Raw genomic sequence first — 15,996 nt, forward strand, 5'->3', positions numbered from 1 at the left:
CCTTGCAGACGCAATGGTTGAGGCAGGCAGATTAGCCGCTATCCCGGCATCGTGCCCGGCGCGCCGAATCTCTCATCACTGGCGAGGTCTGAAGATCACTGAACCTGACGCTGGAGCACACTAATGTCGCTACGCCTGATCCGCGCCCTGCTCTCCGGGCTGCTCATCCTCGGCTTGAGCGCCTGTGCGCTGATTCCCCATCGAGACCCGCTGACAATCAGCGTCGTGGGTATCGAACCCATCCCCGGTCAGGGTCTGGAACTGCGCATGGCGGTAACGTTGCGGGTGCAGAATCCAAACGAAACCGAGATCAACTACAACGGCGTGGCGCTGGACCTCGACGTGAACGACAGGCTGCTGGCCTCCGGGGTCAGCAACCAGAAAGGCACTGTAGGACGCTTTTCCGAGGCAGTGCTGGTGGTGCCGGTCAGCGTGTCGGCATTCGCGGCCCTACGCCAGGCACTGGGGCTCAGTCAGAGCCAGCGTCTGGACAATCTGCCCTATACGCTTCGCGGCAAGCTGGCTGGCGGCCTGTTCGGTACGATGCGCTTCAGTGACAGCGGCACGCTGGATTTGCGCCAGGCAGAGGGAGATCCTTGGTAACAAGTCATTACAGGTGGTAATGCCTGTCGGGGTTTGGCAGGGTAAACGGGACGATACAGGTGGCATGCTTTCTGCTGGCTGACTGCAGCGCATGCTCTGCACCTCCCCACCCTCAAGGAAGATTTGCCAATGACCTCACAGAACCCGTCAGCACGTTTTTTCCCGACTTTTCTGGCCCTTGTGACGCTGATGCTCAGCCTGTGCATGGCACCGGCATGGGCTGCAGAAAAAAGCGCCAAGCGCGGCATCGCCTACGACATCGCCTTGCCCGCCGACCTGAGTGCGTTATCTTCGGGCTTGAGCTGGTGGTACAACTGGAGCCCCAGGCCCCATGACCGTCTGGCGTCTTACGATTACGCCTCGATGTACGGTGTGGATTTCATCCCGATGGTGTGGAACGGCAACGTTGACGACGGGCAGTTGAAGCAATACCTGCTGGCTCACTCAGCCATCCGCTATCTGCTGGTGATCAATGAGCCGAATCTGCTCGACCAGGCCAACATGACACCCGAAGCGGCGGCCAGCTTCTGGCCGAGGCTGGAACAGATCGCCGCCCAGACCGGTGTAAAGCTGGTGGGGCCAGCGATGAACTGGGGAACCATGCCAGGCTACGGCGACCCGGTTGTGTGGCTCGATGCCTTCTATACGGCCTATCGGTCGATGAATCAGAATCGGGACCCGCGCATCGATTACCTGGCTTTTCACTGGTACGACTATGGCTTGCCGGGGATGCTCGACCGACTGGCAAAGTACGGAAAACCCTTCTGGGTCACCGAGCTCGCCAATTGGCACGCCCCGGATGACGGAGCGCAGATTGATTCAGTCGACAAGCAGAAACGGCAGATGGCGGAGATGGTCGCTACCCTTGAGCAGCGCCAGGACGTGTTCAGATACGCCTGGTTCACGGGCCGGATGAACCCTGACCCGCACTTTTCAAGCTTGCTGGACGCTGAAGGCAAGCTGACCGAACTGGGCCAGTATTACCTGTCGCTGCCACACAGCGAGTAACACCGCGCGGCTCGGTCAACGCATCTTCGCAGCCTCTCAGCGAGGCTGCGCCGATCTCGGTCAGGCCGCTGATGATGTGCTGGGTGTAGGGAAATGACTGATCGGGTTCCAGGACTCTTGTCGAGATCAACAGCCCTTCCCTGACCAGCGTGTCGACCGTCGCCACACAGACATGGATCGCCGGGGCGCTTGAATACGCGCGCACCAGCTCCCTGTAGATCTGACCGAAGGTCAGTTTTTGCGGTTTGCTGAAGCACAGGCGACCGACGATGCTCAACACCGCGAGGTCCACCCGCTGTTTTCCGTCACTCACCACTATTGCCTTTAACGAAATAAAAATGACGCACCACCGGCTGATTATTCCTATCGCCCTTGTGCCATCTGTACAGGGCAAAGTTTGATCGATACTGCACAATTTCACGTCCAGTTTTAATGGAATAAATAGTAAGGGCGTCGTTGATTAATGTTCACTCCACGCGGTGAACCCCCCCTTTAAGCGTTCATTAATTCATGTGGACATCTCGATACTTTCTCTTAAAGAGCCAGCTTTTAAAACGCGCACGAACCACGAGGATGCGAAGCTTACCAGCTCGCTAAACCTAACGACAATTAGGTTTATTAAAAAACAACAAAACCCCATAGATATGGCATATCTTGGCTATTAATTGCCCGAAAATTGTAAATTTAACGATTTTATTCTTAAAATTCTGTCTAAATCATCTGGCTTCATCTGAAAAAACCACGTGATAGCCATGTGGCATCATTTATTAAAATCTCCATTGCTCATACTTTAGTGGCCTGTGAACTGTTTACTGTCGCGCTGGACTGAGTGTTCAGCCGAGCCCTGCGCCATTGCAACAGCCGTCCGTTTTTATCCTGCAAACCATCAATCGAGATTCAATCGATGAATAGACCAATGCTGTCTGTTTTCAGTGCAGTACTTCTGTGCGCGCAAAGTGCCTTAACTTTCGCCGCGGACTCAACTTCCAGCACACCTGCCACTGGGTCCGATCAACAGATCCGGACCCAGGTGGAAGCCAAGCGCGACCAGTTGTCAGGCGCCGACAAGATCAATCCGGCCCAACAACAGAGTTCGTCGTCCCTGCTTGACGCGCCGGTGGACACCGACGACGCCCCTGCCCAGGCACAACGACCATGAACAACCTCAATCAACCGATCACATCGACCGGAAGGACACTTGCCTTGTCAGCCTTCAAACAGACGCTGGGCCTGAGCCTGCTGACGTTCAGCGTCATGCAGGCCAACCTGGCACTCGCCGCCGTGACCCCGGCGACCGGCAACGAAGTCGAGGCGCGTGTCAGCTCGATTCTCGACAACATGAGCCAGTCGGAAAAGATCAACTTCACCCGCGTCAACGACGGCCACATGATCCCGTCCCTGCTCAAGTGGGGCATCAAGGGCACCGTGGCGTATGACTCGTCCATGGGCGTACACGTCAACAACGCCACATTCGGCGCTCAATACCCGTCGCAGTCTGCACTGGCAGCGACCTGGAGTATCAACCGGGCCAAGGAATTCGGCCTGGCCATCGCTTATGAAACGCGCATTTCCGGCGGTCAGCAGATGCTCTCTCCGGGCGCGAACCTGTACCGGACGCCCTACAACGGCCGCTCGGCAGAATACGTCAGCGGTGAAGACCCGTTCCTCGGCGCCGTGCTGGCACCCGCTATCGTCAACGGCATCCAGGCCCAAGGTATCCAGGCGAGCGGCAAGCACTACCTGGCCAACGAGCAGGAAGCCAATCGTCAGGCGATCGACGTCAAGGTCGATGAGCGCACCCTGCGCGAGCTGTACCTGCCAGGCTTCGAATCGATGGTGAAGAACGCCAATGTCGCATCGATCATGTGCGGCTTCAACAAAGTCAACGGCGACTACGCCTGCGAAAACCATCACCTGATCACCGAAGTGCTCAAGGGCGAATGGGGCTATCAGGGCATGGTCATCAGTGACTTCAATGCCATTCATGATGCCTTCAAGGGCGCGTGGGCCGGTACGGACATCGACATGCCCTCCGGCCTGCAGTTTACCGAAGCCAATCTCCTGCCCTACCTGTGGAGCGGGCAACTGACTCAGAACGTGATCGACGACAAGGTCAAACGCAACCTGCGCGGCATCGTCAGCTATGACCTGCAGAACAACCTCAACACCGCCAAGACCCTGGAGCATCCGGAATACGGCATGCGTGCCGCGCTGAATACCGCGCGCGAATCCATCGTGTTGCTGCGCAACGAGAACACCGCTGCCGGCAAACCGCTGCTGCCGCTGGACCGTTCGGCAAAAATCGCCGTGATCGGCAACTGGGCGCACGACGTACCGGCATCGCCTTTCGGCACCGCTAACTCACCGCCAAACAGCTACGTGACCGAGCTGAGCGGTTTGCAGCAACTCGCATCCAGCAGTAGCGATGTCACGTATCTGTCAGAGATGAGCCTGAATCCGGCGAGCTCGGTGTGGTATCAGCCAGCAACCGGCGACAACGGGATCAGCAACGCCGGGGTAAAAGCCGAATACTTCTCCAACACCAGCTTTTCCGGTGACCCGGTGCTGACGCGTGTCGAGCCCGGCGTGAACCTGAACTGGACAACCGGCAGCAACGTGACCAACGCAGGCAGCACTGCGGTGTCTGGCTTCAGCCCGACAGCCGGCGCTTTCTCTGCACGTTTCACCACCACCATCAAGCCCACCATCTCGGGTGCTCAGGCGTTCAAGGTGCGTGCGGACGGCCCCTACAAACTCTGGGTCAACGATGAACTCATCGTGCAGAGCGACGGCGTGCCTTACTCGGGCGATGTGGTGAATGCGCTGACAACGTCGGGTAAAACTGCGGCATTGTCGGCCGGCAAGACCTATACCGTGAAACTGGAATACCAGCGCGTACAGGGCAATTTCATTCCGGCACTGGGCGGCCTGACCGGCGTACAGATGAGCTGGGCTGCGTTGCGTCCGCCAAAGGACCTGTCGAAATACGATGCGGTGGTGATTGCGACCGGCACCACGTCTGAAAACGAAGGCGAAGGTTCCGACCACGGCTTCGATCTGCCAGACCAACAGGCGGAACTGATCAGCTTCGTCGCCAAGGCCAATCCCAATACCATCGTGGTCATGCACGGCGGCGGCGTGGCCAACATGCAGCCATGGGCGAACAAGGTCGGCGCTGCACTGCAAGCCTGGTTCCCGGGCCAGCAAGGCGGTCAGGCACTGGCCGAGATTCTCTATGGCAAGATCAACCCGTCGGGCAAGTTGCCGGTCACGATCGACAAGAACATCGAGGACAACCCGAGCTATGCCTCTTATCCGGACCCGGCGGCCTACCGCGGCAGCAACCCGCTGACCGAGATGACCTACAGCGAAGGCCTGTACATGGGTTATCGCGGGTATGACAAGAAACACGCCAAGCCGCTCTATCCATTCGGTTATGGCCTGTCCTACACCACGTTCAGCTACAGCGACCTGAAACTGTCGACCAACGTGCTGACCCCAGGCTCGACGGTTGACGTGAAATTCACGGTGACCAACACCGGCGACAAGGCAGGCTTTGAAGTGGCGCAGCTGTACGTGCAGCCGGTCAAACCTGCTGTTGACCGCCCGGAGAAAGAGCTCAAGGGCTTCACCAAGGTGTACCTGCAGCCTGGCGAGAGCAAGACCGTCAGCGTACCGATAGACTCGCGCTCCCTGGCTTACTACGTCGACAAGACGGCAAGCTGGGACGTCGATGCCGGGAAATTCAAGATCCTCGTCGGCGCGGATTCTGAGAACCTCACGCTCAACAGGACGCTGATCACCCTGTACCCGGAAAAACTGACCACGCGTGACAGCAACCCGCTGCCATTGCCACTGCGCAAGGCAGTCCAGGTCAGCGCTGCACAGACCTACTGATGCACCCCGTCAAGGCTCATGGATGAGCCTTGATATCCCTTCCCAATCGCTGCACGTAGATATCGAAAACCGCCATGACATCCACGTCCTGGGGGCTTCGCAGCCACTGAATCTGCAAGCCGTCCATGACCGAGAAGATCTCCTGGGCCAGGGCTTTGACATTGATATCGCCGCGCACTTCCCCCGCTTCTATCAACGCCTGCAAATGCCCGCGTGCGTGTTCGTGGGTCAGATGGAATCGTTCAAGGTGCCAGGCCCATGCCGGGTGCGCCTTCGACAGGCTCTCGGTATTCATCAGCAACGCGGCCTGACACTCCTCGGCGCTCTCGATACTGAAACTCATGCTCAGCTTGAGAAACTTCAGAAACCCTTCAAGCGTCGGCTCGGTGACCAGATCCTGAAAACGCGAGGTGACCCGCTGGTCCCTGCGTTCCAGCAGGGCGGCGAGCAGTGCTTCCTTGTTGGGGAAATGGTGCAGCAACCCTACCGTGGTGATACCGGCAAGCAGTGCAACCTCGCGCATCGACGCGCTCGAATAGCCGTCTCTGGCAAAAACAACGGTAGCGGCGTCCAGCAAGGCCTTTCTGCGCATGTCTCCCTTGGGCGCGCGGCGACGCTTGGGTGGGGCCGTTTCTGCGGATTCATTCCCTGATTCTTCGATGACCATAAAAACCTGATAACGCCTTGATTCAATGTACCCCGACGCTCATGACCGGGGCCCTGCTGGTAAAAAACCGTTTCGCCGTCAGCGACGCCGTGGTGATGGAGACCAGCGCGATGAGCGCATTGCCGGTAAACATGCCGGGCAAGGCGCCGCTACTGCCGAACCAGTGAGTCCCGGCGAAGACGAACGGCACTGTACCCGCCGTTGCCCTCAGCCAGGCAAACACCGCGACCCACCACGACCTGTTCATGGTCAGGAATACCGCGATGGCGACAAAATCCAGACCGATCAGAACCCAGAGACCGCCGCCCCACAAACAAAAGGCCATGAACACGGCGCGGGCTTCGTCCCCCAATTGGTACAGGTCGGCAATCATGCCACCACAGAGCAGAAGCACCAGCCACACGGCCAGCCCGTAGCAGACCACCAGCCGCCGGGTAAAAATGACCGCAGAACGCACGCGATCATCGCGGCTCGCACCAATGTTCTGACCCAGCACCGGAGCCAGCGCGCCAGGCAGGGCAAAAAAAGCGCAGTACGAAAACTGTATGACCCGATCCAGCACCGTCATCGCGGCCAGAGCGGAAGTGCCAAATGCCGATAGCGAGGCGACAAGATAAGCCAAACCGACCGGCGTCGCCAGATTTGCCGCCATCGCCGGGAGCGCCAGCCTGAAAGTATGCCGCGCATGCAGACGCAACAGTTTCAGATGGCGGGTAAACACCATGCCTATTCGGCTGCGCACCCAATACAGCCCGATGGATGCTGAAACTGCTGCGGATACGGCAAACGCGATCCCTGCACCGTCGAGCCCCAGGCCGAGCCCGAAGATGAAAAACGGGTCTGCCACTGCCAGCGTGGCGGCAGCGGACAGCACAACGCCCATCGCCCGGCGGTTGTCACCAATGGTTCTGAGCATCTGCGCCGACATCTGCATCACCGCCTGCAACGCGGTAAAAGGCAGGGTCAGCCAGATAAAGCTGCGCGCTGCTTCGTAAGTGGCCGCCTCGGCACCCAGCCATCGCATGATCGGCACGATAAACGTCAACTGGGCGGCGGCTGCCAGACCGCTGACCGTGATCACCATGAGCATCAGGCTGCCAGTGAGCCTGGGTATCGATCTGGCCGCACGATGGCCGATACGCGCGGAAAGCACCGACGCCCCGGCGATGATGAGGCCGGTTGCCAGCGCGCCATTGAAAAACATCAGGACTTTGGCAATGCCGACCGCTGCCAGAAGCACGGGGTCATGCAGCATCGATACGTAGACCAGCGTGAGAATGTCGACCAGAAAGACGGCGAACAGGCTCAAGGCGCTGGCACTGGCGGTGACGACGATATGACGCGCTACGCTGCCTTGGGTAAATCTTGCACTGGCTTGGGCCATCAACGTTCTCAAAAGGCCTTACGGATCAGGAAGGCAAGACACCCTCACGCCGTACCGTGAAGAACGATCAGCGCCGGATTGTCGGGTCGCTGTCGGATGTGCTGCTACCTGCTCGCCGCCATCAGACGATTCACTTCACTGCGGACCATGTTGGCGTATTCCGGCGGACTCATGGTATCCAGCTCGGAACGAACCCACTCAGACCATTTGCCCTTGCGCTTGGCGCGCTCGCCCATCAGGCGTGCCGCCTCGCCTTTTGCCTTGCCCAGATTGCTCTGCCACAGTTCGAACAGCCGGGATTTCTCGTCTTCGAGAGCGGTACGCTCAGGGAGCGGCCGATTGGCCAGATTGAAACTCATCACAGTCACCTACGGCTAAAAACGGCTGCATCTTACACCCGTAAGGGGCATTGTTTGCAGAGTCTTGCGTCGGGTCATTCAAGCAATTGCAACTTTTCAGGATGCGCGAGACTCCATTGAACACTGTTGCCACCACTTGAAAGGAATACACCCATGGCTCGTAAGACCCCTGCTCAACAAGCTGCCGATCAAATCAAGGATCAGGCATTCAGTGACCTGCAGGCACTGATCGAAGAATCCGACAAACTGCTCAAGGAAAGTGCTGCTCTGGTGGGCGAAGAAGCAGAGACACTGCGCGCACAGTTGAGCGCCAAACTCAAGCAGGCACTGGACTCGATGGCCAGCGTTCGCGACCGCACCAAGCCGGTTGTCGAAGCGACCGAAACTTACATCGGTGGTCACCCATGGCAGACCGTGGCTATTTCTGCGGGCTTTGGCCTGGTAGTAGGCCTGCTGCTGGGTCGTCGTTGATCGACTGATGAACGGCATCGCGGGCCAGGTTGCTGGCCCGCGATGCTGATGCAGTAACGCGTGATGAAGCAGATGTAAACCTGGCGAATGCCTTAGCGGGTGTGCTGTACCACCGACGGCTCGGCAAAACGGTGCGATTTGGTCACCTTCGCCTGTAACGCGACGCGCTCTTCCTCGGCCTTGGCCTGGCTTTCGTAAGGCCCTATCAATACCTGCTGTTTCCCGTCCACGTCCACGATGATCGGGGCATAACTGCGCTCGAGCAACCAGGCGCTGGAATCGCTGACCGCCTCCCGCGAGTTCATCTGAATGAACCACTGCGGCGTAGAGACCGGAGCAGTCGCTGCCGTCCCCTGGACTTTATCCCTGGCGGGCCCGCCTCCATCGCATCCGGCCAGAGCCAGTACCGCTATCATCATTACCGTCTTGCGCACGTAGGTTTGCTCCTCGTCTGAAGTGGCGCGAGTCTAACATCGCGGCGCGGCCCGTTGATCACCTGTGTCGAGGTGTCGCACTGCTTCTGGAATGACGTGAAGTACCTGCAATACGGGGCTATCACCACATCGGGCCGGTTTGGCGGCAACCGCCGATCATGTAATCAGATATTTCTTTGCATATAAACGCCACAGGAAGTGTCACACGACTGCGACCATGTTGATCGGTGGCTTGCCGCCATCGATGCATTAGAACAGGAGTTCATCATGTGCGACGACCGAAATCCCCTGCATTGTTTCATTCCGCCTTACATGCTCGAGCGTATGGCGCAGTCCCCCAAGAACCTGGTCAGCGCCCGGGCCATTGCCAACCTGACGAGCAGCTCGGCATTCCTCGCTTCCCGCCTCTCTGCGCGAACCATGCCATCCATGCACGCGATCAAATCGCCTGACGGACGAAAGCACCGTGTGATTCATGATGCCAAAGGCACTGACGACCTCCCCGGCGCGGTGGTGCGCAAGGAAGGCCAGGCAGCGACGGGCGACAAGGCGACCGATGAAGCCTACGATGGCTCAGGCGACGTCTATGATTTCTATGCGCAGCTGTTCGAACGCAACTCGCTGGACGACAGTGGCATGTCGCTGGTCTCGACCGTGCACGTCGCCGAAGTGGATTTCAACGGCGAGCATGTACCGCTGAGCAACGCTTACTGGAATGGCAGCCAGATGGCTTACGGCGATGGGGATGACCTGGTCTTCAAGCGCTTTACCGGCAGCCTTGAAGTGATCGGTCATGAACTGACCCACGGCGTGCAGAGTTTCACCTCGAACCTTGACTACCGCGGGCAATCCGGGGCCTTGAACGAGCACTTTGCCGATGTATTCGGCATGCTGGTGCGCCAGTGGAAACAAGGCACCAGCGCCGCCGAGTCGGACTGGGTGGTGGGCAAGGAGTTGCTGGTGCCGGCCCCGACGCGACGAGGCATTCGCGATATGGAAAAACCCGGCACTGCGTATTCCAACGATCCGGATCTGGGTGATGATCCGCAACCGGCGACGATGGCCGACCTGTATACCGGTGCCAAGGATCGCGGCGGCGTGCACATCAACTCGGGCATTCCCAACCGGGCATTCGTGCTGGTGGCCAAGGCGCTGGGCGGAAATGCCTGGGAAGTGGCGGGCAGAATCTGGTATGAAACGATGCTGGAGCTGGCCTCGGACAGTCAATTCATCGACTGTGCCAAGGCCAGCGTAAAAATAGCCTCGGACCCGCGCTTCGGCCCCAAAGCCAAAAAAGCCGTGCAGGCGGCCTGGAAAGAGGTCGGTCTCAAGGTATAGCCAAAGCGTAACCACCTAAAGGTGCTTGAAATGAAGGTCTGTCTAGTGCAATCCGGCGGTTTTGCAGGTGCAGTCAAACGCTGTGAAGTCGATACAGCCACCCTTGAGCAGCCCGAAGCCGAGCAGTTGCAGAGGCTGGTGAGCGATAGCGGCCTGAATCAGTCCAGCAGTGCTTTCAATGACGAAGCGCGGGACCTGAATCAGTACGAAATCACCATCGAGGATGACGCCAAGGCAATCTGCCTGACGTTCGACGAACACAACGTGCCTGCATCTGCCCGCCAGTTGCTCGGCTTTCTCAAGCAACGCGTCAAACCCGGTAAGCTCTGAGACAGGCCCTTTGCCAAAGGACTCTGGCCGCAGCGATGCCCTTTCGTCGACAGATGGGGGACATCGCTGCTACCGGATTCGCCACCATGACTCCGCGCATGGAATAATGGCGCAGTGACATGTGAACCACCCGACACCCTGGCGGTCAATGATTTGTACCGATCTGCTAGCGTTGACCGTACAAAAAAAAACGCTTCACACTGCCATTAACGAGGTATCTTTTCGTGCTGCGCGTTCTTACCTCCTTACCTCTGCACCAATGGCGTCGATGAGCACTGTGCATCCTATCGAACACTCTTCCGGCCTGATTATCTGCGAGCACTGCGACTCGCTCTACAAAGCCCATCCTCTGCAGCCCGGCGAGGCAGCATTCTGCCTTCGCTGCGAAGCACTGCTCGGTCGCGGCCATCGGGTGACCATAGAACAGTTGCTGGCGTTGACCATCGCTGCAGCGATACTGTTCGTATTCGCCAATCTGTTCCCGGTCATCAGCATCAATATGAAGGGCCTCTCCAACGAGGTGACGCTGTGGCAATCGGTTGAAGCCCTTGCTCAAGGACGTATCACGATCATTGCCTTGGTGGCCGGTCTTTCGATCATTTTTGCGCCGCTATTGCAGATCGTCCTGCTGTTCTGGGTGCTGGTACACGCGCACAAGGGCATCGTGGCGCCCGGCTTCAGAACCTGCATGCGCGCCCTGGAGCACTTGCGCCCATGGAGCATGCTCGAAGTGTGCATGCTTGGCATTCTGGTGGCGATCATCAAACTGTCCGGGATGCTCGACGTACACCCCGGCGTCGGGCTCTGGGCCATGGCAATGTTGATGGTGCTGATCCTGCTGATTGCCAACAAGGATATCCGCCGGTTGTGGGACGAACTGGGAGTGCAGCCGCAATGAACGGCATCCCTTTCGCCCATGAACACAAGCTGTGCCTGTGCCACACCTGCGGTTATCCCTGCCAGGAGGACGCTACACGCTGTCCGCGTTGTGATTCACCTGTGCACAAACGCAAACCCAACAGCATCAGCCGCACCTGGGCCTATCTGATTGCCGCGCTGATTTTCTATATCCCGGCCAACGTACTGCCGGTGATGTACACCAACCTGCTGGGCAACCGCAGCGAAAGCACGATCATGAGCGGCGTCATCGAGTTTTTCGAAAGCGGTTCCTGGGACATCGCCATCCTGATTTTCGTCGCCAGTGTTCTGGTGCCATGCATCAAGTTTCTGGTGCTGGGCATGCTGCTGATCACCTGCCAGCGTCGCAGCACCTGGGCGATGCGCGAGCGCGCGCGCCTGTATCGCTTCATCGAACTGATCGGCTACTGGTCGATGCTCGATGTGCTGGTTGTAGCCCTTGTGGCGTCTCTTGTTCAGTTTCGCGAGCTCAGTACTATCGAGCCGCGAATCGGTATTCTGTTTTTTGGCTTGGTAGTGGTGATGACGATGTTCGCCGCCATGAGTTTCGATCCCCGGCTTATCTGGGACGCAGAGGTTGAAGATGTCTGACAGTACCCTCCCCCCACCTGCTTCAGTGCCACGCCCTGAAGTCAAACGTCGTCGCCTGCGTGTCTCGCTGATCTGGCTGGTGCCAATCGTTGCCGCGATCATTGGCATATCCATGGCCTTGCATGACTGGATGAACATCGGTCCCAGAATCACTGTCAGCTTCCTGACAGCCGAAGGTCTGGAAGCCAACAAGACCCAGGTCAAATACAAGAACGTGGTGATCGGCATGGTCACGGATATCAGCCTCAGTGACGACCGCACGCATGTGCTGGCCACCATCGAGCTGAACACCAGCGCTACTCCGTTCACGCGGGTCGACAGCCAGTTCTGGGTGGTGCGCCCGCGCATCGGCGCACATGGGGTTTCGGGCGTGGACACGCTGCTTTCGGGTGCTTTCATCGGTGCCGACGCAGGCAGCGCCGAGGAAACCAAGGCCAGCTTCACCGGCCTGGAAACGCCGCCGCCGGTGACCTTCGGTGAAAAAGGCAAGCGCTTCACCCTGCACACCGACGATCTGGGCTCGCTGGACATCGGCTCACCGATCTACTTCAGGCGTATTCAGGTCGGTCAGGTGGTGGCTTACGATCTGTCCAAGGACGGCCGCGGCGTCGATATCCAGATTTTCATCAACGCTCCGAACGATCAGTACATCACCACCGACACACGCTTCTGGAACGCCAGCGGTGTCGATATCACCGTCGGAGCCTCAGGCGTCAAGGTCAATACGCAGTCGCTGACCTCGATCATTTCCGGCGGTATCGCCTTTCGCGAGCCGAACTGGAGCCCGGACTCGAAACCGGCGGACGAGAACGCAGAATTCAAGATATTCGATGACCAGGCCACGGCGATGGCACCTCCCGACGGCGAGCCACGCTACATCCGCATGCGCTTCAATCAATCGCTTCGCGGCCTGACGGTCAACGCGGCGGTTGACTTCCTCGGGGTCAACATCGGCAAGGTGGTTTCGGTGGATCTGGACTACGATCCGGCCACCAAGACCTTCCCCGGCATCGTTGGCGCAGTGATCTATCCCAAGCGCCTGGGCGCAGCCGAGTCCAAGCTCAAGGAACTCGGCGGCTCGGGCGATGAAGAAGAACAATCTGCCCGCGTACTGGGTGCCTTTGTGGCCAATGGTCTGCGCGCGCAGGTGCGTAACGGCAACCTGCTGACTGGCCAGCTGTACATTGCCATGGAGTTCGATCCAAAGGCGCCGAAGGTGGCGTTCAACGCAAAGGCCCGACCGCTGGAGATTCCGACTGTGCCGGGCAGCTTCGACAAGCTGCAGGAGCAGTTGCAGGCATTCGTCGAAAAGCTCAGCAACTTGCCGATCGACCAGCTGGCGGGCAACCTCAACGGCACCCTCAGCGAATTGCAGAAAACCCTCAAACAGGTCAACAGCAGCGTATTGCCGCAGATGCGTGGCACCTTGCAGCAGGCCGAGAAAACCCTGGGGACTGCCAACGACTCGTTCGCCGAAGATTCACCTGCGCGTCAGCAACTGGGCCAGGCCATGGATGAAGTGCAACGTACTGCACGTTCGGTGCGGGTCCTGACCGACTTCCTCAGCCGCCACCCGGAATCGCTGATTCGCGGCCGTACGGGCGACGCAGCGCCACGTTCGTTCAACGCCCCGTCCTCGTCCCGAGCCATTGATCCGGAGCCAAAACAATGACCTTGCGCCTGAAACTGATGGTACTTGCCGCAGCAGTAGGCCTGGGTGCCTGTACATCGACACAGACCCACTACTACACGCTGATCGCGCCGATGAGCGCGACCAGCACGGCCGCCAGCAAACCCATGCCGTTCCAGTTCGAGATGCTGCCGGTGATCATGCCGGTGCAGGTAGACCAGCCGCCGCTGGTGGTTCGTCAGGGTAACGGCAGCCTGGCCATTCTGGACACCGAACGCTGGGGATCACCCCTGGGCGACGAGTTTCACGATGCGCTGACCCCGCAACTGGAGCGTCGCTTCGGCAGCCGCGACATGGCCGGCTTGCCGAAAAACAGTGGCCAGCCGACATTGTCGATCCGTACCGACGTGCGGCGTTTCGAGTCGATGCCCGGCAACTACGCCCTGATTGATGTGGTGTGGACACTCGGGCTTCGCGAGGCTGGCGCCACGGCGGGCAGCAAACGGCAAAGCCTGACCTGCAGCAGCGTGATCCGCGAGGAGGCCGGTGAAGGCATGGAAAATCTCATCATTGCCCACCAGAAAGCGGTTGCGCAGCTGGCAGACAAGATCGCCGCCACGGCTGCGAGCTGGACCGCACAGCGCGCCTCGCGCTGCCTGTAACTCTATCGGGAGGTCTGCGCAAAAGACCTCCTGTTTTCGCCGAACTCAGCCTGGAACCCTCCGGCCAGACGCCTGGGCATCGCGGCTCAAAGCGTTCAATTCGGTACAAAAATGTATCACCCTGGCGGATTCCTACGTACACTCTGCCACCTGTCTGGTACGTTAGTACCTGATTAGACCGAACACTCAACTTCTCGCCCTTGCAGGGATGTCTGATCAGTCGACGCCAGAAACGCTTGTTAACCCTGACTGTAGCGGTGCACAGTTTATCGAGGACAAACGGATGACAGGGATCGGACCGCGGCTTAAAAAGGAACGTTTGCGCCTCAAGCTTTCGCAAAGTGCACTGGGCGCGATAGGTGGCGTGGAAACCAATGCCCAGGGTAACTACGAAAATGGCGTCCGCTCTCCCCGTGCGGATTATCTGTCCAGCATTTCGAATGCCGGCGTTGATGTTGCCTATGTGGTCACCGGCCTCAGTGCTACGCGTAATGTCCCCGCTGTCATAACGTCAGACAGCCACAGCTGTGGCCCGCTCAACCGCGTCGTCGAACGCTTGCACGGCAACCTGCACGACGTGACCCAGAACCTGTACCACTTCACCCGCCTGATCGAATCGAACGCAGGCGTTGGCAATGTGGACAGCAATCAGCTGGAAAACATCAAGAACGACGCCGAAGCGATCACCGTCGCCACCGTTCGGCTGATCTACATGACGTCACGAATCAAGTAACGCGCAAGTATCGCGTGCCGCAAAGGTTGCTCATTGCGCCGCAAACGCCTTGTCCCTGAGTTTGTCCAGCACCAACGCAATGAATGCCGACACCGCTGGCGGCAGATGCTGTCGGCTGGGATAAAGCACATGCAAACCATGGCTGGTGCGCTGGTACCGGGGCAGTACCGGCACCAGCCGGCCATCCCGCAGATCCGAGCGGATCAGCGTCGCAGGCAACAACGCGATACCAAGCCCGGCGAGGGTTGCCTTGCGCAGCGCCTGCGCGGTGTTGGCATTAAACCGGCTGGCAATGTGTACCTCATGCATCTTCGTGTCCGGACCGAGCAACCGCCATGCCGTGACGCCGCCGCGATGCGCTGCACTGACACAGTAATGACTGTGCAGGCTCTGCAGGGAATCAGGCATGCCATGAACGGCAATATAAGCAGGACTGGCGACCATCGTGTCATGGCCTTCATCAATCAGTTGCCGCCCGACGTACCCAGAGTCCTGCAAAGGGCCACCCCGAAAGGCGATGTCCAGCCGGTCAGCGATCAGGTCGGCGTGATCATCACTGAGCACGAACTCCAGTTGAACACGCGGGTAACGGGCAAGAAAACCGGCCACCCAGTCCATCGAGAAAAAGTCGAAGAAATCAGCCATCGCTGCGATACGCACCAGGCCACTTGGCTCATCGCGCCCAGATGCAAGCTGCTCTGCGGCTTCCATCACCCCGTCGACCGCGCCCACGCATCGGTCGTAGAACTCCTCTCCAGCCTGAGTGAGCACCAGCTTGCGCGTCGATCGCTGCAACAGTCGCGTGTCCAGTTGCATTTCCAGTTGCTGAACCCTGCGGCTGATCGTGTTGGACGGCATGCCCAACTGCCTTGCTGCCTGGGCAAAACTGCCGCTGCGCACCACCTGCACGAACAGCGCAACATCGTTGAGATCGAACGCCACGCCAGGATTCCTCGTATTTATGGATCAGT

17 protein-coding genes and 1 pseudogene are annotated in these 15,996 nt (G+C 58.8%); 12 read left to right on the plus strand and 6 right to left on the minus strand.

All coding sequences use genetic code 11. The features are described 5' to 3' along the window. Positions 1-123 precede the first annotated feature (123 nt). Positions 124-603, plus strand: coding sequence for an LEA/WHy family protein (locus V476_RS00090; RefSeq protein ID WP_003411342.1), 480 nt, complete (start codon positions 124-126; stop codon positions 601-603). A gap of 189 nt (positions 604-792) precedes the next feature. Then, positions 793-1,611, plus strand: coding sequence for a glycoside hydrolase family protein (locus tag V476_RS00095; protein ID WP_373365882.1), 819 nt, complete (start codon positions 793-795; stop codon positions 1,609-1,611). 37 nt (positions 1,612-1,648) lie between these two features. On the opposite strand, the pseudogene V476_RS29130 reads toward V476_RS00095, so the two are convergent. Continuing rightward, positions 1,649-1,972 (minus strand): annotated as a pseudogene (locus V476_RS29130) (hypothetical protein); the annotation flags it as partial. A gap of 555 nt (positions 1,973-2,527) precedes the next feature. Between V476_RS29130 and V476_RS00100 the strand changes: the two are divergent. Together V476_RS00100 and V476_RS00105 are read left to right on the plus strand one after the other, a co-directional pair. After that, a complete protein-coding gene (locus V476_RS00100) occupies positions 2,528-2,770 on the plus strand; it encodes a hypothetical protein (protein WP_010409284.1) in 243 nt (80 codons plus the stop codon). Continuing rightward, positions 2,767-5,508 carry a glycoside hydrolase family 3 protein gene (locus tag V476_RS00105; protein WP_024959891.1) on the plus strand — a complete coding sequence of 914 codons (2,742 nt, stop codon included), beginning with the start codon at positions 2,767-2,769 and terminating at the stop codon, positions 5,506-5,508. Before V476_RS00100 ends, V476_RS00105 begins: the two co-directional genes overlap by 4 nt. A 16-nt stretch (positions 5,509-5,524) precedes the next feature. Here the strand turns inward: V476_RS00105 and V476_RS00110 are convergent, their stop codons facing one another. The 3 genes from V476_RS00110 to V476_RS00120 form a co-directional block, all read right to left on the minus strand. Next, on the minus strand, positions 5,525-6,175 hold the full coding sequence (locus V476_RS00110) for a TetR/AcrR family transcriptional regulator (protein ID WP_003394712.1): 651 nt from the start codon (positions 6,173-6,175) through the stop codon (positions 5,525-5,527). A 22-nt stretch (positions 6,176-6,197) separates the two neighbouring features. Next, complete coding sequence (locus tag V476_RS00115) at positions 6,198-7,559, minus strand: MATE family efflux transporter (RefSeq protein WP_024959890.1); 1,362 nt, start codon at positions 7,557-7,559, stop codon at positions 6,198-6,200. A 104-nt stretch (positions 7,560-7,663) separates the two neighbouring features. Continuing rightward, positions 7,664-7,918, minus strand: coding sequence for a hypothetical protein (locus V476_RS00120; protein ID WP_003315380.1), 255 nt, complete (start codon positions 7,916-7,918; stop codon positions 7,664-7,666). Positions 7,919-8,071: 153 nt separating this feature from the next. Here V476_RS00120 and V476_RS00125 point away from each other — a divergent pair, with 153 nt between their 5' ends. Next, positions 8,072-8,389 carry an ElaB/YgaM/YqjD family protein gene (locus V476_RS00125; protein ID WP_003384070.1) on the plus strand — a complete coding sequence of 106 codons (318 nt, stop codon included), beginning with the start codon at positions 8,072-8,074 and terminating at the stop codon, positions 8,387-8,389. Between the two features lie 92 nt (positions 8,390-8,481). On the opposite strand, the gene V476_RS00130 is transcribed toward V476_RS00125, so the two are convergent. Then, positions 8,482-8,823: a hypothetical protein gene (locus tag V476_RS00130; RefSeq protein WP_003319121.1), complete on the minus strand. Its 342-nt coding sequence runs from the start codon at positions 8,821-8,823 to the stop codon at positions 8,482-8,484. Positions 8,824-9,090: 267 nt separating this feature from the next. Here V476_RS00130 and V476_RS00135 point away from each other — a divergent pair, with 267 nt between their 5' ends. The 7 genes from V476_RS00135 to V476_RS00165 all read left to right on the plus strand — a co-directional run bounded on the left by V476_RS00135 (position 9,091) and on the right by V476_RS00165 (position 15,025). After that, positions 9,091-10,161, plus strand: coding sequence for a M4 family metallopeptidase (locus tag V476_RS00135; RefSeq protein ID WP_003394709.1), 1,071 nt, complete (start codon positions 9,091-9,093; stop codon positions 10,159-10,161). Positions 10,162-10,191: 30 nt separating this feature from the next. Beyond that, entirely contained in the window at positions 10,192-10,491 is a 300-nt protein-coding gene (locus V476_RS00140; RefSeq protein WP_003342005.1) for a protealysin inhibitor emfourin, read from the plus strand. Between the two features lie 268 nt (positions 10,492-10,759). Next, positions 10,760-11,389, plus strand: coding sequence for a paraquat-inducible protein A (locus V476_RS00145; RefSeq protein ID WP_024959889.1), 630 nt, complete (start codon positions 10,760-10,762; stop codon positions 11,387-11,389). Continuing rightward, positions 11,386-12,000, plus strand: coding sequence for a paraquat-inducible protein A (locus V476_RS00150; RefSeq protein ID WP_024959888.1), 615 nt, complete (start codon positions 11,386-11,388; stop codon positions 11,998-12,000). The genes V476_RS00145 and V476_RS00150 overlap by 4 nt, the downstream gene beginning before the upstream one ends. Beyond that, positions 11,993-13,672 carry a PqiB family protein gene (locus tag V476_RS00155; RefSeq protein ID WP_003394706.1) on the plus strand — a complete coding sequence of 560 codons (1,680 nt, stop codon included), beginning with the start codon at positions 11,993-11,995 and terminating at the stop codon, positions 13,670-13,672. The genes V476_RS00150 and V476_RS00155 overlap by 8 nt, the downstream gene beginning before the upstream one ends. Beyond that, positions 13,669-14,292, plus strand: a complete 624-nt coding sequence (locus V476_RS00160) for a PqiC family protein (protein WP_024959887.1) — start codon at positions 13,669-13,671, stop codon at positions 14,290-14,292. Before V476_RS00155 ends, V476_RS00160 begins: the two co-directional genes overlap by 4 nt. Positions 14,293-14,575: 283 nt before the next feature. Then, complete coding sequence (locus V476_RS00165) at positions 14,576-15,025, plus strand: helix-turn-helix domain-containing protein (RefSeq protein WP_003341996.1); 450 nt, start codon at positions 14,576-14,578, stop codon at positions 15,023-15,025. 30 nt (positions 15,026-15,055) lie between these two features. On the opposite strand, the gene V476_RS00170 is transcribed toward V476_RS00165, so the two are convergent. Then, positions 15,056-15,967: a LysR family transcriptional regulator gene (locus tag V476_RS00170; RefSeq protein ID WP_024959886.1), complete on the minus strand. Its 912-nt coding sequence runs from the start codon at positions 15,965-15,967 to the stop codon at positions 15,056-15,058. Positions 15,968-15,996: the final 29 nt, after the last annotated feature.

The sequence above is a fragment of the Pseudomonas syringae KCTC 12500 genome (genome assembly GCF_000507185.2).
Taxonomy (GTDB): domain Bacteria; phylum Pseudomonadota; class Gammaproteobacteria; order Pseudomonadales; family Pseudomonadaceae; genus Aquipseudomonas; species Aquipseudomonas syringae.